The sequence below is a fragment of the Pseudarthrobacter sulfonivorans genome (genome assembly GCF_014712225.1).
GTDB lineage: Bacteria > Actinomycetota > Actinomycetes > Actinomycetales > Micrococcaceae > Arthrobacter > Arthrobacter sulfonivorans.
This window is the reverse complement of record NZ_JACXBW010000015.1, coordinates 94,663-116,346: the sequence shown is the minus strand read 5'-3', so window position 1 is coordinate 116,346 and position 21,684 is coordinate 94,663. Positions and strand designations below refer to the sequence as shown.

The 21,684-nt window shown below is 65.9% G+C and carries 18 protein-coding genes; 7 read left to right on the top strand and 11 right to left on the bottom strand.

Translation table 11 applies throughout. The features are described from left to right. Positions 1-100: 100 nt before the first annotated feature. The 4 genes from IAQ70_RS17915 to IAQ70_RS17900 form a co-directional block, all read right to left on the bottom strand. Complete coding sequence (locus tag IAQ70_RS17915; protein WP_190990719.1) at positions 101-265, bottom strand: hypothetical protein; 165 nt, start codon at positions 263-265, stop codon at positions 101-103. A gap of 289 nt (positions 266-554) precedes the next feature. Next, positions 555-1,913 (bottom strand): ABC transporter substrate-binding protein, encoded by a 1,359-nt coding sequence (locus tag IAQ70_RS17910; RefSeq protein ID WP_190990717.1) that lies wholly within the window; start codon positions 1,911-1,913, stop codon positions 555-557. 101 nt (positions 1,914-2,014) lie between these two features. After that, positions 2,015-2,965, bottom strand: coding sequence for a carbohydrate ABC transporter permease (locus IAQ70_RS17905; RefSeq protein ID WP_190990715.1), 951 nt, complete (start codon positions 2,963-2,965; stop codon positions 2,015-2,017). Continuing rightward, entirely contained in the window at positions 2,955-3,899 is a 945-nt protein-coding gene (locus IAQ70_RS17900; RefSeq protein WP_190990713.1) for a carbohydrate ABC transporter permease, read from the bottom strand. Before IAQ70_RS17900 ends, IAQ70_RS17905 begins: the two co-directional genes overlap by 11 nt. Positions 3,900-4,511: 612 nt before the next feature. Here IAQ70_RS17900 and IAQ70_RS17895 point away from each other — a divergent pair. Both IAQ70_RS17895 and IAQ70_RS17890 read left to right on the top strand, forming a co-directional pair. After that, a complete protein-coding gene (locus tag IAQ70_RS17895) occupies positions 4,512-6,560 on the top strand; it encodes a DUF6807 family protein (protein WP_190990711.1) in 2,049 nt (682 codons plus the stop codon). 22 nt (positions 6,561-6,582) lie between these two features. Next, entirely contained in the window at positions 6,583-7,746 is a 1,164-nt protein-coding gene (locus IAQ70_RS17890) for a M24 family metallopeptidase (RefSeq protein WP_190990709.1), read from the top strand. A 290-nt stretch (positions 7,747-8,036) separates the two neighbouring features. On the opposite strand, the gene IAQ70_RS17885 is transcribed toward IAQ70_RS17890, so the two are convergent. The 4 genes from IAQ70_RS17885 to IAQ70_RS17870 are packed head-to-tail and all read right to left on the bottom strand — an operon-like array spanning position 8,037 to position 12,514. Further along, entirely contained in the window at positions 8,037-9,158 is a 1,122-nt protein-coding gene (locus IAQ70_RS17885; RefSeq protein WP_190990707.1) for a mandelate racemase/muconate lactonizing enzyme family protein, read from the bottom strand. Beyond that, complete coding sequence (locus IAQ70_RS17880) at positions 9,158-10,063, bottom strand: 5-dehydro-4-deoxyglucarate dehydratase (protein WP_190990705.1); 906 nt, start codon at positions 10,061-10,063, stop codon at positions 9,158-9,160. The genes IAQ70_RS17885 and IAQ70_RS17880 overlap by 1 nt, the downstream gene beginning before the upstream one ends. After that, positions 10,060-11,028: an NAD-dependent epimerase/dehydratase family protein gene (locus tag IAQ70_RS17875; protein ID WP_190990703.1), complete on the bottom strand. Its 969-nt coding sequence runs from the start codon at positions 11,026-11,028 to the stop codon at positions 10,060-10,062. The genes IAQ70_RS17880 and IAQ70_RS17875 overlap by 4 nt, the downstream gene beginning before the upstream one ends. Before the next feature lie 46 nt (positions 11,029-11,074). Continuing rightward, positions 11,075-12,514 (bottom strand): Gfo/Idh/MocA family protein, encoded by a 1,440-nt coding sequence (locus tag IAQ70_RS17870; RefSeq protein ID WP_190990701.1) that lies wholly within the window; start codon positions 12,512-12,514, stop codon positions 11,075-11,077. Between the two features lie 345 nt (positions 12,515-12,859). Between IAQ70_RS17870 and IAQ70_RS17865 the strand changes: the two genes are divergently transcribed. Then, positions 12,860-13,954, top strand: coding sequence for a LacI family DNA-binding transcriptional regulator (locus IAQ70_RS17865; RefSeq protein ID WP_190990699.1), 1,095 nt, complete (start codon positions 12,860-12,862; stop codon positions 13,952-13,954). A 58-nt stretch (positions 13,955-14,012) separates the two neighbouring features. Here the strand turns inward: IAQ70_RS17865 and IAQ70_RS17860 are convergent, their stop codons facing one another. Next, positions 14,013-14,720 carry a FadR/GntR family transcriptional regulator gene (locus IAQ70_RS17860; protein ID WP_190990697.1) on the bottom strand — a complete coding sequence of 236 codons (708 nt, stop codon included), beginning with the start codon at positions 14,718-14,720 and terminating at the stop codon, positions 14,013-14,015. A gap of 102 nt (positions 14,721-14,822) precedes the next feature. Here IAQ70_RS17860 and IAQ70_RS17855 point away from each other — a divergent pair, with 102 nt between their 5' ends. Further along, positions 14,823-16,172, top strand: coding sequence for an alpha-hydroxy acid oxidase (locus IAQ70_RS17855; protein ID WP_317983702.1), 1,350 nt, complete (start codon positions 14,823-14,825; stop codon positions 16,170-16,172). 72 nt (positions 16,173-16,244) lie between these two features. On the opposite strand, the gene IAQ70_RS17850 is transcribed toward IAQ70_RS17855, so the two are convergent. Continuing rightward, positions 16,245-16,793 carry an ArsR/SmtB family transcription factor gene (locus IAQ70_RS17850; protein WP_190990696.1) on the bottom strand — a complete coding sequence of 183 codons (549 nt, stop codon included), beginning with the start codon at positions 16,791-16,793 and terminating at the stop codon, positions 16,245-16,247. A gap of 92 nt (positions 16,794-16,885) precedes the next feature. On the opposite strand from IAQ70_RS17850, the gene IAQ70_RS17845 reads away from it, so the two are divergent. Continuing rightward, on the top strand, positions 16,886-18,127 hold the full coding sequence (locus IAQ70_RS17845; RefSeq protein ID WP_190990695.1) for an NAD(P)/FAD-dependent oxidoreductase: 1,242 nt from the start codon (positions 16,886-16,888) through the stop codon (positions 18,125-18,127). A 61-nt stretch (positions 18,128-18,188) separates the two neighbouring features. Here the strand turns inward: IAQ70_RS17845 and IAQ70_RS17840 are convergent, their stop codons facing one another. Beyond that, on the bottom strand, positions 18,189-19,400 hold the full coding sequence (locus tag IAQ70_RS17840; RefSeq protein WP_190990694.1) for an acetoin utilization protein AcuC: 1,212 nt from the start codon (positions 19,398-19,400) through the stop codon (positions 18,189-18,191). A 104-nt stretch (positions 19,401-19,504) separates the two neighbouring features. On the opposite strand from IAQ70_RS17840, the gene IAQ70_RS17835 reads away from it, so the two are divergent. After that, on the top strand, positions 19,505-20,938 hold the full coding sequence (locus IAQ70_RS17835) for a TrkH family potassium uptake protein (protein WP_190990693.1): 1,434 nt from the start codon (positions 19,505-19,507) through the stop codon (positions 20,936-20,938). Between the two features lie 40 nt (positions 20,939-20,978). After that, positions 20,979-21,617, top strand: a complete 639-nt coding sequence (locus tag IAQ70_RS17830) for a potassium channel family protein (RefSeq protein ID WP_190990742.1) — start codon at positions 20,979-20,981, stop codon at positions 21,615-21,617. Positions 21,618-21,684 lie beyond the last annotated feature (67 nt).

Here is a 21,684-nt window from a genome sequence, read left to right as displayed (position 1 = left end):
GCCACCACCCCCAGCCTGTATATGACAACGCCCGCCAAGGAAAATGTCAGTGCACCGCGCGGGAACCGGACAACACCCGGAATTCGGGGACGCAGAACGGCTACTTGACGGCGGCCAGGACTGGGCCCGTCCGATCCCCCATGGCACGCTCGGCCGTAAAGCCCAAGACCTCAATCACGACCTCCTTTTCGCGGTGGACCTCGGTAACGCTCACGGAGCGGGCCAGTCCTTCAACGACGCCCGCCGGGAAGCCGTCAATAGTCACTCCCCACCTGTAGACCACCGGATCAGCAGACTCCCAACTAACTTTGACCTCACTGATAGGCCCTACCGTCGAGAGAACTTCGACACGAACAGTTGAAGGCCGTGCCAACCGCCCGGAAAGCCGCACCAAGTCCTCGAACTTTAAACACCACAGTCCCGGCCGGAACCAAAGGTTCCAGCCGGGACTGTGGTGACCAGTCGCCGTCGTACGCTTCCCGCGAGAGCGCAGGATCTCGCATAGGGCGCCAGTACGCGTCGCACCGGCGTGCTGCTTAGCTGTCAGTTACTGCTTAGCTGATGGCGGACTTCATCTCGTCCACGGCCTTCTTGCCGGCGTCGTCCGTTGACAGGCGGTTGAAGAGGACCTCGGAGGTGTAGCGCTTGACGATTTCCTGGATGGCGCCGGCTCCCTTCGGGGGCGGAGCCGGGGCCTCGCCGAGCTCGTCCTTGATCTGGTCGATGAACTTGACCACCTTGATGTCAGCGGGGGTCAGCTTGGACTCTATGGCTGCCCGGACGTCAGAGTTCGGGTACACACCGCGGTCCGCCAGCAACGCCTGGCCGGCCTTTTCGCTGTTGGCCAGGAAGTTGATGAACTTCGCGGTTTCCTCGGGGTGCTTGGTGCGGGACGAGGCCGACCAGAACTGGGATGCCTTGTACCAGAGTTGGGCGTCGGCGGCCTTTCCTGTGGTGGACGGGAACCGGAGGATCTGCAGCTCCGAACCGGCAGCCTTCTCCAGGGCCGGCAGCTGGTTGGACCACCAGAACGCGAGCCCGTTCTTGCCCGTGGCCAGGCCGCTCTGGTCAAGCGGTGCGGCCTCAGCTTCAACTACCTCCGAGGCCGTGGGAACAGCCTTCTTCTCGCTGAGCTCCTTGAGGTTGGCCCACCATTCGGCGATGTCACTCGGCTCGAAGCCCAGCTTGCCGTCGGAGGTGTACAGGGTCTTGCCGTTCTGGCGGAGCCAGACTCCCAGCGAGGCTTCGTCCGTGCCGTAGGCGGCGGCACCGTACGTGCCCTTCGGCGAGTTGGCGGTCACCTCGGCAGAGATGCGCTCAAAGTCGTCCCAGGTCCAGGTCTTGTCGTCGGGAAGTGCGACGCCGGCGGCCTTGAAGACAGCCGGGTTCGCCAGAATCGTAGCGGCATTGATGCCGGCAGCGATGCCCGTTAGGCCCTTCTCACCCTTTCCCGCGTTGAGGGCTGCCTCGTCCAGCTTGGACGTGTCGATGCTGTACTTGGAAAGATCCAGCAGGGCACCGCGCGTGGAGTACTCGGTGATGTATTTCTCGTCCATCTGGATGATGTCCGGGGCATCGTTGGCTGCGACCTGGGTGGCGAGCTTGTCCCAGTATCCGCTCCAGTCGCCGTACTCCGGCTTGATTTTGATGTTCGGGTTCTCAGCTTCGAAGGCGGCGATCGCAGCCTGCGTCACCTGCGCCCGCTTGTCGCTTCCCCACCAGGAGAAGCGCAGCTCAACGGGTCCGCCATCCTTTTGTGCGGTGGCCCCGCCACCGCAGGCACTCAGTGCCATGACGACGGCGGCTGCCGCGGCCACGAAGGCCGTCTTACGGAGGCGGGGCCGTGCGCCAGAGGATGACGCGGCTGCCGAATCATTGGTGCCAGCAGCGTTGGAGCGGGGGAAAAGCGGCACTGGGGTACTCCGATCTTCTTTGATCCATTGAGGGAGAAATTACGTGAGAAAACGTTTTCTGAACTTCATACTACAAGTCAAGCACTTGTATGACAAGAGGCTTATTTGATGCCCGTGGTGGCGATTCCCTTGATCAGGAACCGCTGGCCAAAGAGGAACACCAGGAACACCGGCAGCAGGGACACGATGGACATTGCGAACAGGGATCCCCAACTGGTGGCCGACTGCGCATCCACAAACGCACGGAGGGCCACCGGGACAGTGAACATGTCAGGGTCCGTCAGGTAAATGAGTGCGCCGAAGAAATCGTTCCAGGTCCAGATGAAGGTGAAGATGGTGGTGGTGGCCAGGGCCGGCACCATGAGCGGCAGGATGACCCGCAGGAAGATGCGCGGGTGGCCGGCGCCGTCGATCCTTGCAGCCTCATCCAGCTCCTTGGGGATGCCGCGGATGAACTGGACCATCAGGAAGACAAAGAAGGCGTCGGTCGCCAGGAGCTTGGGCACAATGAGCGGCCAGAACGTGTTTACCCAGCCGATCTGCGAAAACAGGATGTACTGCGGCACGATCACCACGTGAAACGGCAGCATGATGGTCAGCAGCATGATGCCGAAGAACAGCTTCTTGCCGGAAAACTGCAGCCGGGCAAACGCATACGCGGCCATGGAGCAGGAGATGAGGTTTCCAAGGATGGACCCGATCACCACGATCGCCGAGTTGAGCATGTAGTGCCCGAACGGGTGCGTCAGCGCTGACCAGCCATCGGTGTAGTTGCCCATTTCCAGCGTGCTCAGCCAGAGCCCGGGGTCCTTGAAAATGAGGTCGTTGGGCCGCAGCGACGAAACCACCATCCACAACAGGGGGTAGATCATCAGGCCGCCGGCGAGGATCAGGATGGCGTGTTTGATCAACGCCTTGGTGCGGGCGGAGCGGCTGAATGCCAGGGTGCCGCGGGACTCGCGGCGCTTCACGGGCCTGCGGTGGTTCGTGGGCGTACCGGCGCCGGCGTTGTTCTTGTCCGGGGCGGGCAGCGTCTCAAGTTTAGTCGTCATAGAAAACCCAATACTTTGCAGCGATGAAGTTGATGGCGGTGAACACACCGATGATGACCAACAGGAACCATGCCATAGCTGAGGCGTAGCCCATGTCGAACTGGCCGAAGCCCTTCTGGTACAGGTACAGCGTGAAGAACATCGTGGAGTCCGACGGGCCGCCGTTGCCGCCGGAAACGATGAACGCCTGGGTGAAGGACTGGAACGATCCGATGATCTGGAGCACCAGGTTGAAGAAAATGATGGGGCTGAGCATCGGCAGCGTGATTCGCCAGAACTGCTGGAGCGTGCTGGCCCCGTCCACCTTTGCGGCCTCGTAGTACATCACCGGGATCTGCCGGAGGCCGGCCAGGAAGATGATCATGGGTGCGCCGAAGGTCCACACATGCAGCAGGACGATGGAGCCGAGCGCCGTACTCGGATCGGAAATCCAGCCCGGGCCTTCGATGCCGACAAGCGCCAGCGCCTGATTGACCAGGCCGGTGGTGCCGAAGATCTGCTTCCACAGGATGGCAACAGCCACCGAGCCGCCCAGCAGGGACGGCAGGTAAAACACCGAGCGGTAGAACGGCAGCCCGCGCAGGCCCTTGTCCAGCACCAGCGCAATCAGCAGCGCCACACCGAGCTGCAGCGGCACACCAACAAAGACGTAGGTGAACGTTACGCCCAGTGAGTTGTGCAGGCGGGCGTCGCTGAACATGCGGACGAAATTGTCCAGCCCCGTCCACTCCGGCGGCTGCAGCAGGTTGTAGTCGGTGAAGGACAGGTACAGCGACATCAGCATCGGTCCGATGGTGATGGCCACCAGGCCTACCAGCCACGGGAGCAGGAAGATGTACGCGGCCTTGTTGTCCCGGCCGTTCGCCTTTTTCTCCGCTGCGGACAGCGGACCCTTGCGCCGCTTGAGCGTGGTCAGTTCGCCGATGGCGCTCATTCCGGCACCCTGACGTCGCCCCGGGAGCCTGCCGCGAGCGTGCCCTCGGGACAGAGTCCCTCAGGACGGCGCCCCTCTGGATATTGCCCCTCTGGACCGAGCCCTTCGAAGCAGGGCCCTTCCGGGGGCAGCGCCCTGGGGATGGGATTAGCGGCCATGTGGTCTCCTTTGGTCATCGTGGCCCTCCACGTTATGTGTGATCGTTCCGGCGAAGTGCATCGGCCGGCACGGGTGGGTGCGCAGTCCAGGCGGGCCCGCACGTCGGTTGACCGCACAACTGGGCAATCACCCATGCGATCCATTGCCATACCGCGTCGATGGCAGGCTCAGCCCGGATTTGGTTTGGCGCCGACTCCGGAACCCGCCACCGTCCCGTGATGGTCGGGAAAGCGGTTCCCTACCAAAGTAAACGGTTTCTTGACGGCTGTACAGGCCTTTGCTAATTTTTGAGAAAGCGTTTTCTCCAAAGGCTTCCACGGACCCTGTCAGGCTCACCTCGCAGTCCGCCGTCCGGCAGCCCGCCACAGTTGAATCGGGAGTACCCAAGTAAGGAACGCACGACGACGTCCCCTCCTCCCAGCACCGCCCACCACCCAGCCACCAAGGACACTGATGACCCAGCAAACTGCCAGCCCGGCCAGCCGGGACGCCGCGGCACCCGGCGTCCCGGCCGCAACGGCAATCCCCCGCGTCGCCCTGGTAGGCGTCCACGGCTTCGGTGAACGGCACCTGGCCAACCTTGCACGCCTCGCGGCGGACGCCGTCGTCGAACTCGCTGCAGTTGCCGACCCCAATCCACCGCAAAGCGGCGCGCTCGGCGACTCTGTGGCGGTCTTTAGCACCCTGGACGAGCTGCTGGCAGCCGGCCCGGCACCTGACGTGGTCATCCTGGCGACGCCCATCCAGACCCACGCACCCCTGGCGCTATCCGCACTGGCGGCCGGATCGGATGTCTATGTTGAAAAGCCACCGGTGGCGTCAATGGCGCAGTTCCGGGACCTGCTGGCTGCGTCCGACGCGTCGGGGCGGCTGGTGCAGGTGGGATTCCAAAGCCTTGGATCGCACGCTTTGCCCGCTATCCGCAAGGCCGTCGAGTCCGGTGAGATCGGCGAGATCCTCGGCTTCAGCGCCCAAGGCAGGTGGGTCCGGTCCAAGGGATACTTCAAACGCTCACGCTGGGCGGGCAAACGCAGCCTGGATGGCACGGACGTGGTGGACGGCGTGGCCACCAACGCGCTGGCCCACGCGGTTGCCACCGGACTGCACCTGGCCGGCGCGCACACCATTGCCGACGTCGCCTCGGTTGAAACCGACCTGTACCGCGCCCACAACACCCAGAGCGACGACACCTCCGTGATCCGCGTCCGCACTTCGGCCGGGCAGACCTTGCTCTGCGCCCTCACGTTGTGCGCCCCGGAACAGCAGCGCCCCTCCGTGACGGTCCACGGCACCCTGGGCGAGATCAGGTTTTTCTACACCGACGACGAGGTTGTCACCACCACACCGGACGGCGAGCGCCGTGAAGTCTTCGGCCGGACGGACCTGCTGGAGAACCTGCTCGCGGCACGGCGTTCGGGCGATCCGCTGCTGTGTTCTTTGGGGGATACGGGCGCGTTCACCTCGGTGCTCGAAGCCATCCGCACCGCCCGGGATCCGCAGGAAATCAGTGCCGAGCACATCACGTGGGAGGACGACGGCGACGACGCCCACCCCGTCGTCAACGGCATCCCCAAACTGATGGACCGCGCAGCCAAGGCCCAGGCCACCTTTGCCGAACTGGGCGCCCCCTGGGCATCGAGCCTGCCTCCGGCCGGGACGTTCGCCGTCGACGGCCGGACCGTGGCCGAATACCAGGACGGCAGCCGCATCCGCGCCGCGTCCTCGCCCCGTCCCTACCTCCACCCGGTCCGGACGCTCGCGGGGACGGTCGTCACGGACCACCAACCCTTGGATCACGTCTGGCACCTGGGTGTGGGAGTGGCCCTGCAGGATGTGGACGGCGTCAACTTTTGGGGCGGCCGCACGTACACACGGGCAGCGGGCGAATACGTCTGGCGGCCCGACCACGGCACCATCGTCCGCACGGGGCCACGCACCGAGCGAGAGGGTCTCCTGACCGAGACCCTCTCGTGGAACAGGCCCGACGGCGCTCCCGTCCTGACCGAACAGCGCACCTGGACGTGGGCTGCGGCAGGCCCCTCCGCCTGGCGCCTCACGCTGGATTTTGCGCTCTCACCCGCCGGAAACCAGCCGGTCACCCTGGGCAGCCCGGGTTCCAACGGCCGGGCTGGCGGTGGCTATGGCGGCTTCTTCTGGCGCCTGCCGGCCTGCTCGGAAGCCTCTGTCTGGGCATCCGGCGACACCGGGGAGACTCTCCGAGGCGAGTCGGCCGTGCACGGGAAAGTGACGCCGTGGCTCGCGTGGTCCGGCAAGTTCAGCACCGGTGAAAGCGCCGCCACGCTGGTGTTCGTCGCGGCGGCAGGTTCCACGGACCCGTGGTTTGTCCGGGTGGACGGCTACCCCGGTGTCGGCCAGTCGCTGGCGTGGGATGCACCGGTCATTGCGGAACCTGGCAAACCGGTGCGGCGCAGCGTCACGGTGTATATCGCCGACGGATTTTTGAGTACCGAAGACATCCAGACCTTGATAACAACGCTTTGACCAGACCATTGGGGACCAGCTCATGAGCCAGACAACTACCGTAGCCACCACACCGTCCTCGCAGCTGAGCGCAGTCGCGGACCCGGCAGACACCACGCGCCGCACCGCGCCCGCCTCCGCCGCGGACCGGGCCATCAAACGGCGCAAGGTCCTGGACATCCTTGACACCAAGGGCCAGGACTCGTTGCTCTTGACCACGCACACGGCGCTGACCTGGTACCTCGACGGCAGCCGGGTGCACATCAGCCTGGCCGGCGACCCCATTGCCGCGCTGCTGGTGGACCGGGAGGGCGACCACTTGGTGACATTCAACAACGAGGCCGGCCGCATCAGCGCAGAGGAGCTGCCCGCGGGAGTCTCACTCCACACCGTGCCCTGGCACGGGAACCTGCACCAGGCCGCTGCCGCCGTCGGGCGTTCCTCGGGTGCCGGTTCGGGAGGCCCGCTGGCCGAGGCCGCAGTGGCTGCCGAACTGAGGGCCGCCCGCCAGCAGCTGCTGCCGGGCGAGTCCGCCCGCTACGCGCGCCTCAGCGCCGAACTGGCGGTCGTCATGACCGACGTCCTGTCCACCGCGCGGCCGCACACCACTGAATTCGAGCTCGTGTCCGCCCTGGCGGCCCGCCTGGTGGCCGCCGGCGCAGAGCCTTTGGTGCTCCTGTGCAATGGCAGCTCACGCAGCGACTTCCGCCACCCGCTGGCCACACACGCGCCGCTGGGGCGCCGCGCCATGGCGGTGGTGTGCGCGCGCCGGGACGGCCTGGTTGCCAACATCACCCGCTGGGTAAGGTTCGACGGCGGGACCCCCGGGGAGCGCGACGCGGAGGCCCGGATCGCTGCCGTTGAGGCGGACATCTTCGATGCGACGGTCCCGGGCGCCCGGCTGGACCACATTTTTGGCGAGATCAAGGCAGCGTACGTCCGCCACGGTTTCGGCGCGGAGCAGTGGGAGCAGCACCACCAGGGCGGGCCGGCCGGCTATGCGGGCCGGGATCCCCGCGTCACCTCAACCACCACGGACACCGTGGTGCTGAACCAGCCGTTCACGTGGAACCCGTCGGGCCCCGGGGTAAAGATTGAGGACACAGTGCAGCTCACCGAGTCGGGCGTGAAAGCCCTGACCGTGGACGAGCGCTGGCCCGTCTCCGCCGTGAACGGCCTCCCCCGGCCGGTGATCCTGCAACTCTGAGCCCACCCTCTCTCACTAAATGTGGATTTTCCGGCGATCCTCTCTCACTTAGCGTCGCCTTTCCCCCAACGCTCTCTCACTCCCTGCAGGTTTCCGGCGAACGCTCTCTCGTTACCTCCACGCCCGAACAAGTGGCGGCTTTCACCAGGCCCGAACGCGAAAACGCTCCCCCAGTTCAGACTGAGGGAGCGTTTTCGTTGAAGCGACAGCACTGCCAGAGCGTTCGGCGTAAGGCGTCATTAAGTGAGAGAAGGTTCGGCGTAAAGCGTCATTAAGTGAGAGAGCGTTTGTCAGGGCTGCGGGCGATCCTTGAACCGGAAGCCCAGTCCGGGCTGGTCCGCGAGGGTCAGCCTGCTGTCTCTGAAACGGACCGGCGACGGCCCGGCAAGGATGCCCAGCTGCTCGAAGGAGGCATCCTCCACGTCCTCCACCAGGGTGGGCTCGGCCAGGGTGAGCGCCAGCTGCCCGGAAAGCTCCGGCAGCAGATGCGGCATGACCCGGATGCTGTTGGTCCGGGCCAGCTCCACGATCCTTCGGAACGGGGTAATGCCGCCGACCCGGATGATGTTGGGCTGGATGATGTCCACGGCTTCGGCGTCGATGAAGTCGCGGAAGCGGTAGATGGTGTGCAGGTTTTCGCCGAGGGCGATGGGCACGGGTGAATGCTTCCGCAGCCTGCGGTACGCCCAGAGGTCGTCCGCGCGGATGGGCTCCTCCAGCCATTCCAGCCCGTACTCCGCCAGCACGTCCAGGGCCTTGAATGTGGTTGGCAGGTCCCAGCGCTGGTTGGCGTCGATCATGAGCTTCCGGTCCTGGCCCAGCGCTGACCGGACAGCTGCCACGCGCTCCGCGTCTTCGCGGATGTCGGGCTTGCCCACTTTGATCTTGACGGCCCGGTGACCCGCAGCAACCCAGCGTTCGGTCTGGGCGACCAGTTCCTCAAGGGTGTAATGCAGGTTCACGCCGGACCCGTACACCTCGGCGGACTCCTGCCGCTGGCCCAGGAGGCCCGTCACTGACGTTTCGGACCGGCAAGCCTGGAGATCCCAGAGGGCAAGGTCGACGCCGGCCATCGCGATGGTGGTCAGTCCCCCGCCGCCGGCCTCGTGCAGGCGCTTCCACAACACGTCCCACACCACCTCAGGGTTGGCGGGCAGCCCCGTGATGAAAGGTGCGATGTCATAGTCGAGGAGCGCTTTGACGGCCTGGGGGCCAATGGTGGGCGTCCAGGAAAAACCGTGCCCCGCGCCGCCGTCGTCTGTTTGGATCTCCGTGACAATGACATGGTTTTCCGGTGCCTCCACTCCCCAACTGCGCCGCAGCGGGACGGTCAGCAGCCGGGTGGAGAGGCCTGTGATCAGCGGGGCACTCCGGACGGCCTCGGCGACAGCGACGGCGACGGGCGTACTCATCAGCGGCCGGCCAGCTCGTAGCCCCTGGCCAGGATGGACTTCAGCTGGACCAGCTGGTCTTCGGTGGGGTCCGTCAGGGGTGGACGGACCGGGCCAACAGGAAGTCCGCTGAGCCGCAGTCCGGCCTTGACCAGGGAGACGCCGAAGCCCGGCGTCTGGTCACGCAGCCGAACGAGCGGAGCATAGAAACCTTCCAGTAGGGCGTTGCGGCGGTCCTCGTCACCGGCCATGTAGGCGTCGTAGTACGCCTTGGCGATCTCCGGGGCCATGGCGAACGCGGCCGACGAGTACAGCGGGATGCCCAGCCCGCGGTAGGCGCCTTGGGTCAATTCCGCGGTCAGCAGTCCGTTGAAGAAGGCGAAATCCTCGCGGCCCGTAGCCCGGACGGCAGACACGATCTCCTGGGCCAGGCCAACATCGCCCAGTCCGTCCTTGAAGCCCACCACCTTGGGGTTTTCGGCGAGCCGGGCCATGGCGGCAGCGGTGAACTTGGCGTTGCCCCGGTGGTACACGATCACCGGGAGACTGCTGGCATCCGCCACCGCCTCAACGTAGGCAACCAACCCGTCGGTTGGCCCCGTGACCAGGTACGGCGGCAGCACCAGGAGGGCATCGGCACCGGACTCCTCGGCCACCCGGGCGGCAGCCAGCGCGTGGCCCAGCGGCCCGCCGGCTCCTGCGACTACCGGCACCGCACCAGCCACAACCTCGACGGCGGCGCTCACCACCGTGCGCACCTCGTCAATGCTGAGGGCGTGGAACTCACCGGTGCCGCAGGCGGGAAACACACCGCCGGGTCCGAACGGCAGCCGCGAGCTGATGTGCTCCTTGAGGAGCGCCACATCAACAGTGCCTTCCGGCGTAAACGGTGTGACAGGGAAGAACAGAACGCCGTCGAATTTCATGGTGTCTCCTTGGATCCGGCTCCCGCTGTGACCAGCGTGGCGGACGTCTCGTCGTTGAGGTTGGTGTCTGTCTTGAGCTCGGTCCGCCAGCTGCGTTTGGGCGCCCAGCCCAGCAGCTCGCGGGCCTTGGTGATGGAGAAAGCAGGGCTGGTGCCGGTCAGTCCGGCGGCCAGGGTTTCGCTTCCGGGCAGGAAGCTTGGCATCAGTTCGGCCAAGGGCGCCGTGGCCAGCGCATCCGCCGCCCCGACGAAGAAGGTTTCACCGTTGGGGATCGAGTCCATTTTCTGCAGGAGCACGTTCAGGAAATCGGCAACATCGCGCGCATCCACGTAATTGAACAGCGCCGGTGCGGACAAAGCGGGGTCGGCCAGGCGTTCGGCGAGTGTGTGGCCCTGCTGCGTGGGGGCGCCGTCCCATTCCTCAGGCGAGATGACGTAGCAGGGCCGGAAGGCGGCGTACCGGATCTTCGTCCCCTGCGCCGCGGCGAACATCTGCACGGTCTGCTCCGCGATGAGCTTGGACAGCGCGTAGGCGTTCCACGGCTTGGGCGTGGTGCGTTCATCCAGCGGGAAACTGCCCGGCAGCCAGCCGGCCGGTGAGCCGTAGCCCAGGACCGTGGGGCTGCTGGCCGTGACAATCTTGCCGATCCCGAGTTCCGTGGCCGCGCTGATCACCGCGTAGGCGAGGCGCGTGTTGGTGGCGAAGATGAAATCTTCGGGTGCGCTGAACGGTACGGCGATCGCGGCAAGGTGGATGACGGCGTCGGGCGTGGTTTTCCGGAGGAGGCGCAGCGCCTCACCCGGTGCCAGCAGGTCCCCGGTTTCCTGCACGGCGCCGGCCGGCAGCTGGTCCGCCGGTATGGCATCGCGGTCCACCGAGATGACTTCGTGGCCCGCTTCCGCGAGGCCGGCCACAACGCTGCGGCCGAGGCGGCCGGAGCCGCCGGTGACGAATATTTTGCTCATGCTGATTTTCCTTCAGGTTTTTGGGGCACGAAGCTTTTTGGGCGCTCTAGGCCCGGCGGAGGTCGGCGCCGAGGTCCAGGTCCTCGATGCGGACCGGGAGGGAAGATTCGAGCGAGCGGTTGCCGGCAATGCCCACGGACACGGACCGGAGTCCGTCGAGGTAGCCGGACGGGCGGCCCAGCGGGTCCTCGCCGGGACCGTTGAAGAGGTCGGAGAGGAGCAGTTCGTCGCCGCCGCCGTGCCCGCCTTCACCGTTCACGATGGGCACCTCGAAGGCAGCTTCCCAGTGGCGCTGGACCACCAGCCGTTCGCCGTTGCGGCGGACGGCGTCATCCTCCTCGACGGGCGTGGCGCTCGGGTCCACCACGGTCTTCTTGTCGGTGCTGCTGACCACGGCGGAGCGTTCCACCACGTCCAGTTCGGCCCGGCCCTCGGTGCCGTTGACCGCAACCCGGTAGCCTTCCCACGGGCTGTGGGCGTTCAGGGAGTAGCTCAGCCGCGGACCGCCTTGGTACTCCACCACGAGTGCCAGGTTGTCCTCGATGGTGATGCCGCCGGTGAAGACGTCCTGGTCGCGCCGGTAGCCGTCGTAGTGCTCGTTGTCGAGGAAAAGGGCCTTGAGCCGCTCATCGTCGCGGAGGTCCAGCGCGAAGGGGTCCTTCCCGGCTGAACTGTCCCGGGCACCCGGGCTTCCGGCGTCGGGCGTTCCACGCTCCGGACGCGGACCCAGGCCGCGCTCGGCGGCGTTTTTGTCGCCGTAAAACTTCAGCCCGCCCGAGGCGAAGACGCGTTCAGGAACATCGTCAATCCACCAGTTGACCAGATCGAAGTGGTGCGATGCCTTGTGGATCAGCAGGCCGCCGGAGTTCTTCTTGTCGCGGTGCCAGCGGCGGAAGTAGTCGGCGCCGTGGACCGTGTCCAGGACCCAGCTGAAGTCGATGGAGGTCACCTTGCCGATGATGCCGCTCTGAATGATCTCCTTGAGGGCGCTGTTGCGCGGCGAGTAGCGGTAGTTGAAGGTGACCACCACGTTGCGGCCGGTGTCGGCCACAGCTTTGGTGATGCGGCGGCAGCCTTCGGCGTCGATGGTGAGCGGTTTCTCGACCACGACGTCGGCACCCGCGTTGAGTGCCTCCACGATGTAGTCGGCGTGGGTGTAGTCCGGCGTGGTCACCACAACGCGGTCGATGCTGTTCGCCTGGATGAACGCGGTGAGGTCCGCAGGATCGAAGGAGGCGACGGGACCCGGCGCCCCAAGTTCCTGGATGAGCTTCTGGTAGTACTCCACCCGGCCGGGATTGACGTCCGAAAAGGCCACGAGTTCAGCGGCGTCCGCGTGCTTCCCGCAGATAGCCCGGATATACATTTCGGAACGCCCGCCGGTGCCGATGAGGGCGATGCGGGCTTTGCTTTCGGCTGCGTTGCCGGTCAGCGGACCGGAACTGGAGGCTGCGGTAGCGGTGCTCGATTCGGCTGTGTTGACCATGGAAGGTCCCTTTCGAAAGCTCGATGCCGGCCGTGCAGTGGCCGTTCGTGGGGGCTTGGTGGATTGCCGTTCGTCAACGGCTGGAGTCCGGAGTGAGAAAGCGTTTTCTCAGTTCGCTACAGACTTTCTATCAATAGACGCATCCCGCCGTCAACCCTTATTCTTTCTAAGAGAAAGCGTTTTCTTTGAGTCCATCGGGGTGGGGACGTCACGAAAGTCAGTGCAGCCCCCGCGCATGAGTGGAAATCGGTTTCTGAGAGCGATATATGCTGTCTCACGGCAGGGGCTCCCGACGAGGACACCGGCACGGTAGCTCACGGCACTGAAACTTAGGAAAGGCAGGCCATGGTCAGGAGATCGGCAACGGGCAGGATCGGCATTGCGGATGTTGCCGTCAAGGCCGGAGTTTCGCACGCCACGGTCTCGCGCGTGATGAACGGCAATTACACGGTGGATCCGGACATCGCCGCCCGCGTTCGGGCCGCCGCCGTCGAGCTGAAATACCAGCCCAACCCGGTGGGACGCAGCCTCGCCCTCGGAAAGACGGACACCATCGGCATTGTGGTGCCGGATCTGGCCAACCCCACGTTCCAGGCAATCCTGCGCGGCCTGAGCCGGGCCGCGGCGCAGGACGGCTACCGGGTCCTGATTGCCGACTCCTTCGAAGTATCCAGCGAAGAGGCCATCCTGGCCGGCGAGGCCCGCCGGCGCTGCGACGGCCTGGTGCTGTGCGCGCCGCGCATGAGCGACGCCGAGCTTGAGGAGATAGCGCCCTCGCTCCACCCGCTGGTCCTGATCAACCGCACCACGACGGCCGCTGACATTCCCAGCCTGGTGGTGGACTACGGGCAGGGGGTCGAGGCCCTCGCCGAGCACCTTGCGGAGCTCGGCCACACCCGGCTGGCGTTCCTTGCCGGCCCGGCAGGCAGCGCCTCCAACGGCCTCCGGCTTGAAGGGCTGGCAGCGTTCAAGGCCGGCCACCCGCAGGTGGAGGTCACCATGCTCGACGGCGGCTCAGACTTTGACACCGGGCATGAGGCCGTGGACGCGGTCCTGGCCAGCGGCGCTACCGGCATCCTGGCGTTCAATGACCTCGTGGCCATGGGTCTGATGAGCGGACTGCACGAGCGCGGCGTCGACGTGCCGGGCGACATTTCCGTCACCGGCTTCGACGATATCCCCTTCGCCCGCTACACCACGCCCACCCTGACCACCGCAGCGGTTCCCATCGCCGAACTCGGTGCGAAGGCCTGGCAGCAGCTGCGGGCCCTGATCCGCCACGAAGACCACGAAGCTCCCGGCAGCCGGTACCAGCCGCGCCTCGAAATCCGGGCCAGCAGTGGACCGGCTCCCGCGAACCCCGTCCCCTCGAACCCCGTCCCCTCGAACCCCGCCCCCTCGAACCCCGCCCCCATCCCCGTCCCCGCCCCCTCGAGATGACACTTGGCGGCAGTGTTTCTCGCGAACACCGCCGCGAACTGCAATCTCGACGCCGGGGTCAGGCCTTCGCGGTGTGCCTGACCCCGGCCTCCCGGTAGTAGCCCTCGATATGGGCAGCGACAAGCTTGGCCGCGTGCCCGCCGTCGTCGTTTCTGATCGCGGCCAGGATGTCGCGGTGCTCGGCCTGCAGGCGTGTTGCCGTGGTGTCCCAGTCCGGGAGGTTGGCCGTGAGTTTGCCGGCGTAGCCTTGGATGGATTCGCGGAGGGAGCCCATCATGGCGCTGACCACGGCGTTTCCGGCGGCGTCGGCAAGGGACAGGTGGAAGCGGACGTCCAGGGCAAGGAAGTGGTCCGCCTCCGCACTTCCGCGCCCGACGGCGTCCATCTCGTCCAGGAGCGCGGCCGCACGTTCCAGCTCGGGCGCGTCAGCCCTGGCGCGGGCAGCTGCCCAGGACTCCAACAGGACGCGCGTCTCCACAATGTCCGCGATGGGCAGGTGCTGCGTCGCGACGTGGAGCCGCAGCGCCGAGCCGAGCGCCGCCGTCGGATCCGAAATCACCACGGTGCCGGCCTCCGGCCCGGACCCAACGCCGGCCCGGACCACGCCCAGGGCCTCCAAAATCCGGATGGCCTCCCGCACCGATGTCCGCGAGACGCCAAGCTGCTCGGCCAGCGTGCGCTCGGCCGGCAGGCGGCCGCCGACCGTCAGCTCACCGTCGGAGAGCTGCTTTTCGATCCACGTCAGGACAAGTTGGTGCGTGCGCATATCGCCATAGTAGTTGATGTGGTTGGACCACATGGCCTACAGTGTGGTTAGACCACAGCGTGACCTGTGTCCGGCGCGACCGGCCCATCGACGGAGGAAGCCATGACCCACACCATTCAGCCCAACAATCCCGAGACCACCCCGGCTCCGGATGCCACAGATATCCCCGCCACCGAGGCAACTCCCCGCCCCGCGCCGTCGGCGGCCCTGAGGTCGGTGGTGCCTGCGGCACTGAAGCGCCGCGTGCCCAAGTATTCGGATCTCGCCCCGCTGATGCAGTTCAAGAAGCCGGAGTTCAGCCGCGCCGCCAAGCTTCAGCGGGCCAGCACCATCTGGGAACTGCGCGACATGGCCAAGCGGCGCACGCCGCGGGCCCCCTTCGACTACACCGATGGCGCCGCCGAGGAAGAAATCACCCTCCGCCGCGCCCGTGAAGCCTTCCTGGATATCGAGTTCCGGCCCGGCATCCTGCGCAACGTGTCCAAGATCGATCTGACCACCGAGATCCTGGGCAAGCCCTCCCGGCTGCCCGTGGGCATCGCCCCCACAGGCTTCACGCGGATGATGCAGTCCGAGGGTGAATACGCCGGCTCGCAGGCTGCCGAAGCCGCCGGCATCCCGTACACCCTCTCCACCATGGGGACGGCTTCCATCGAGGACGTGGCCGCGGCCGCCCCGAACGGCCGCAACTGGTTCCAGCTTTACCTGTGGACTGACCGCGAGCGTTCGCTGGAGCTCATTGAGCGTGCCGCCAAGGCCGGCAATGACACCCTGATGGTCACCGTGGACACCGCCGTCGCGGGCGCCCGCCTCCGGGATGTCCGCAACGGCATGACCATCCCGCCGGCGCTGACCGTTAAGACCGTCCTGGACGCCTCGTACCGTCCTGCCTGGTGGTTCAACTTCCTCACGCACGAGCCGCTGACCTTTGCCTCGCTTTCGCGCTACACCGGAACCGTGGCCGACCTGATCAACTCCATGTTCGACCCGACCCTCACCTTCGAGGACCTGGACTGGCTGCGTGACACCTGGAAGGGCAAGCTCGTGGTCAAGGGCATCCAGACTGTTGAGGACGCCCGCAAGGTGGTGGACCACGGCGCCGACGGCATTGTGCTGTCCAACCACGGCGGCCGCCAACTGGACCGCGCGCCCATCCCGTTCCACCTGCTGCCGGAGGTTTCCGCGGCGCTGAAGGCGGACAACTCAGACGCTGCCATCATCCTGGACACGGGAATCATGAGTGGCGCGGACATCGTTGCCGCACTTGCCCTGGGCGCCGACTTCACCCTGATCGGCCGCGCGTACCTTTACGGCCTGATGGCCGGCGGCCGTGCCGGAGTGGACCGGACCATCCAGATCCTCGAAAAGGATATGGCCCGCACCATGGCCCTGCTCGGCGTCAGCAAGATCTCCGAACTGACCCCGGACCACGTCCGCCTGCTCAACAAGTAGCTCCCACCCAACCAGGTAGCAGCACATGTCGTTATGAGCGCTCATAACGACATGTGCTGCTACCTAGTTGGGCTACTTCTTGCGGCCGAACTTGGGGAGGTTCGGGAGGTTCGCCAGCAGGTCCGCGGCCTTCGTCGCGGCGCGGCCAACAGTCCGGCCGATCTGCTGCGGTACGGTGTCGTCGCTGAGCGGGGCTGCGGTGCCGCCGGGGATGACGACGGCGGGGCTCAGCTCAGCGTCCGGCCGTGCCAGTACGGCGGCCACATCTGCGTCATCGGGAACGTGGATTCCAGCGGCACCCTCGCTGCTGCCGGACTTCCCTGAGGGAGCCTCAGGTGACTTTGCGACGGCGGCTGCCCGGCCGACGTCGAACGTTTCCAGCCAGCTGATGACGCCCTCCAGCGGCTTGGGATTGAGTGCGTAGTAGCGCTTCTGCCCCTGGGCGCGCATGCTGACCAGCTGCGCCTCGCGGAGGACCTTCAGGTGCTTGGAGATGGTGGGCTGGCTGGCGGACAGCTCCTCGACGAGCTCCCCCACCGCCTTGTCCCCTGCGCGCAGGGATACCAAAATGTCGCGTCGGGTTGCTTCCGCAATGACGGCAAATACGTCGTCTGTCACCATGCATCCCACCCTAGCGACATATACGCCGCAAGGCATCCACTATTTCGTCCGGGGCACTGTCGCACCGACCCAAGGAGGAGTAGGTTGCACGGATGGAGGATACATATCAGGTCGTGGTGGTCGGTGCCGGGTTCGCGGGCCTGACGGCCGCCAGGGAACTGGGCCGCAAAGGCGTCCGTGTACTGCTGATCGATTCCAACAACTATCACCAGTTCCAACCGCTCCTGTACCAAGTGGCGACCTCACAGATCGGGGTCTCGGCCATTGCCCGCCCGTTGAGGTCCGTCTTCCGCCGGATCAGGCAGGTGAGGGTGCTCACCGCGCACGTGGCCTCGGTCGATGCAGCCAACCGCACGGTCACCACTGCAGACGGCGACACGTTCCGGGCGCAGGTGCTGGTAATCGCTGTGGGTGCCACGCCGAACTATTTCAACACGCCCGGAGCAGAGGAACATGCGTTCCCCTTGTACTCGGTTGTCGACGCGACCCGGCTGGGCGCCCGGTTGACCAGCCTGCTGGATCAGACCGACCGGGAAGCCACGGGTTCCGTCGACGTGGTGGTGGTCGGCGGTGGCCCGACGGGCGTGGAGACGGCGGGCGCCATGGCGGAAAACGTCAAGTTCGTGGTGCCCAAGTATTTTTCCCCGGAACTCGCCGCCCGATGCCGTGTCCATCTGGTGGATATGCTCCCGACAGTGCTGAACGCCTTTTCGGAAAAGTCCCAAAACTACACGAGGCAACGCCTGACAAAGATCGGCGTCCAACTCCACTTGGGCGTGGGGGTCGCCCAGGTCAGCGAAGACGGGGTGACGCTGGTGGACGGAACCACCATCCCAGGCCGGGTGGTGGTGTGGGCCGGAGGCCTGAAAGCAGGGGACATCATTACCGCCTCCGGACTCGCGCAGGGCCGGGGCGGGCGGATCGATGTCCAACCTGACCTGACAGCCCAGGATGCCGAGGGCGTGTATGTCCTGGGTGACGCGGCCAACATCACCGATTCCACGGGCGCGAAACTGCCGCAGCTGGGTTCAGTCGCGCAGCAGGCAGGGAAATGGGCGGCCCGAAACATCCATGCCGACCTCACCGGCGGTACGCGCCAGCCCTTCAAATACGTCGACAAGGGCTACATGGCGATGATCGGCCGGGGCGCGGCGGTGGCCGAGATCGGCCGTCAGCGCATCCAACTGCAGGGGTCACTGGCCTTCTTGTCCTGGCTACTGGTGCACCTCGCCCTGCTGTCGGGATTCCAGCAAAAGGTCCGGGCACTGTTCTCCTGGCTCAACGGATACATTATCCACAGCCCTGCACAGGTGGTCGTTGGCCGGCCGGAGTGAGAGTGACGGCCGGGGTGCCGGCCGGGCCCGCGCCGGCCGGAGCGCACCGTAGGACGCGGTCCTAGTCGAACCAGGGGTCCAGGCCGTGGAACGGGAACGCAGCTTTGCGGGTGGCCATCACGGTCCGGTCCACGGCGTCGTTGGGGTCGAACCCCACTTCCCAGGACCGCCACCAGAGTTCAACATCATCGCCCATCAGCTCAGGCGCATCCCGCCCGAATTTCGCGAGCACGTAGGAGCGCCAGTCATTGGGCACCTCGGTGCGCAGCGGGACAGGACGCCCGGCGGCGATGGCGATGAGGTGGCTCCAGGAGCGCGGCACAACGTCGGTGACGCTGTACCCGCCACCGCCCGTGGCGATCCACCGTCCCCCGCAGTGCCGGGCGGCCAGGTTCCCGACGGCGGTGGCCGCCTCGCGCTGGCCGTCCACGCTGATGTTCAGGTGGGCCAACGGGTCGTGGCGGTGCGAATCGCAGCCGTGCTGACTGACGATGACTTGGGGCTGGAACGCACCCATGAGCTGCGGCACCACGGCATGGAAGGCACGCAGCCAGCCTGCGTCCCCCGTCCCGGCCGGCAAGGCAACGTTGACGGCACTGCCCTCCGCCTGCGGGCCGCCGGTCTCATTCGCAAAGCCTGTCCCGGGAAAAAGCGTGAGTCCGCTTTCGTGCAGCGAGATGGTGAGGACACGGGGATCATCCCAGAAGATACTCTCCGTCCCGTCACCGTGGTGAGCGTCGACGTCGATATACGCCACGCGGCCGATGCCGCCATCGAGCAGCCTCTGGATGGCAACTGCAGAATCGTTGTAGATGCAGAAGCCGCTGGCCCGTTCGCGGGCCGCGTGGTGCATGCCGCCACCGAAATTCACGGCGTGGAGCGCTGAGCCGTCCAAGATGGCGTTGGCTGCGAGCAGCGAGCCGCCCGCGATCCTGGCGGCGGCCTCGTGCATGCCGGCGAAGGCCGGGTCATCCTCGGTTCCCAGGCCGCGGGCCTCATTGGGCGTCGCCGGATCCTCGCTGACCCGGCGGACGGCCGCCACGAACTCGGGCGAGTGCACGGTCTCCAGTTCGGCGTCCGTGGCCACCTCCGGAGCGGCGACCGAAACGTGTGCCAGGTCCAGCAGGCCGAGGCTTCCGGCGAGGCGGGCCGTCAGATCCATCCGCTCCGGAGCCATGGGGTGGCCGGGACCAAAGTTGTAAGCGGTCATGGCGGAACTCCACACCACCATCGTTGGCGGCGCGGGCTGGCTGAGACCGGGCAGATATGTCATCAATCACAGGCTACCGGAGGTCGCCACCGCTCCGGCCCGGCCATTACGGAGTCATTAGTGGTTTACTACTGAAGGAAACAGTTTCTACCAAGGAAAAGCCACCCATGACGGATCGCCAGTCGAGGCCCCGGAACCCGGCCAGCTGGCACCCAGCCGACCCGGAGCGCGAAGGCCTCTGGATTTTCACCCGCGTGCGCGACTTTATTGACGACATCGCCAATACGTCGCCGGCCCGGCTGGCGCTGAGCGCGTTCGCCGTGGTCTGCCTGGTGTTTACCTTCCTCCTCTCGCTGCCTGTCTCGTCCGCGTCCGGGACGGCCACGCCAATCCACGAGGCGCTGTTTACCGCGGTTTCGGCCGTGTGCGTCACTGGACTGACAGTCGTTTCGACGGCGGTGCACTGGTCCTTCTTTGGGCAACTGGTCATCCTGGTGGGCATCTTCGTGGGCGGCTTGGGAACTTTGACGCTCGCTTCGCTGCTGGCGCTGATGGTGAGCAAGAAACTCGGCGTTCGCGGCAAACTGATCGCCCAGGAAGCCATGAACAACGCAGGGCGCCTTGGCGAGGTGGGTACACTCCTGCGGATCGTCATCGCCACCTCGGTGGTGATTGAGGGGACGCTGGCGCTGGCACTGATCCCGCGTTTTATGATCCTTGGCGAGCCTTTCTGGCAGTCGGTATGGCACGGGGTCTTCTACTCGATTTCGTCCTTCAACAACGCCGGTTTCACTCCCCATTCGGACGGCATCGTCCCGTACGAGACCGACCTGTGGATCCTGATCCCGCTGATGCTGGGCGTCTTCCTCGGCAGCCTGGGCTTCCCCGTAGTGATGGTGCTGCAGCAGAACGGGCTCAACTGGAAGAAGTGGAACCTGCACACCAAGCTGACCATCCAGGTGTCCTTCATCCTGCTGGCCGCCGGAACCGTGCTGTGGGGCCTGATGGAATGGGACAACGTGCGGACCATCGGGCCCATGGACCTGGGCGACAAGATCACGCACTCACTGTTCGCCTCCGTCATGACCAGGTCCGGGGGCTTCAACCTGGTGGAACAAAACCACATGGAATCCACCACCATGCTGCTCACGGATGCCCTCATGTTCGCCGGCGGCGGCTCAGCCTCCACGGCGGGCGGCATCAAGGTGACCACCATCGCGGTGATGTTCCTGGCCATCGTTGCCGAGGCCCGCGGCGACGCCGACGTCAAGGTGTACGGCCGCACCATCCCGCAGGGCGCCATGCGGGTGGCCATCTCCGTCATCGTGGCCGGGGCCACCCTGGTCTCGGTTTCCGCGTTCCTGCTTCTGCATATCAGCGGCGCCTCCCTGGACCGTGTGCTGTTTGAAACCATCTCAGCCTTTGCCACCGTGGGACTGAGCACCAACCTCAGTGCCGAGCTGCCGCCGGCGGGCGTCTACGTTCTGACCGCTCTGATGTTCGCGGGCCGTGTTGGCACTGTTACCCTTGCGGCCGGGCTGGCCCTGCGCCAGCGCAGCCAGCTTTACCACTACCCGGAAGAGAGGCCCATCATTGGCTAATTCCTCAGGCGTCCCCAACCGCCCCGCCCACAACGCGCCGGTGCTGGTGATCGGCTTGGGCCGCTTCGGCTCGTCCACGGCCGAGCAACTCGTGAAACAGGGCCGGGAAGTCCTGGCGATAGAACGCGACCGGACGCTGGTGCAGAAGTGGGCGCCGCTCCTGACCCATGTGGTGGAAGCGGACGCAACGAACATCGAAGCGCTGCGCCAGCTCGGCGCGCAGGAGTTCAGCTCGGCGGTGGTGGGCGTGGGAACGTCCATAGAGTCCTCGGTGCTGATCACCGTCAATCTCGTGGACCTCGGCATCGAGCACCTCTGGGTCAAGGCCATCACCCCCTCACACGGCAAGATCCTCACCCGCATCGGCGCCAACCACGTGATCTACCCCGAGGCCGACGCCGGTGTCCGGGCCGCACACCTGGTCTCCGGCCGCATGCTGGACTTCATCGAGTTCGACGACGACTTCGCGATTGTGAAAATGTACCCGCCCCGCGAAACGGTGGGCTTCACCCTCGATGAGTCCCAGGTGCGGTCCAAGTACGGGGTGACGATCGTGGGTGTGAAGTCCCCCGGCGAGGACTTCACCTACGCCCGCCCCGAAACCAAAGTGTCAGCCCGCGACATGCTGATTGTCTCCGGGCACGTGGACCTGCTGGAACGGTTCGCCGCCCGGCCCTAACTAACTAACTAACTAACTACGGGTTGGCCCACACCCGGCGAGGGCCCCGGACTGAGCTTGCGAAGGC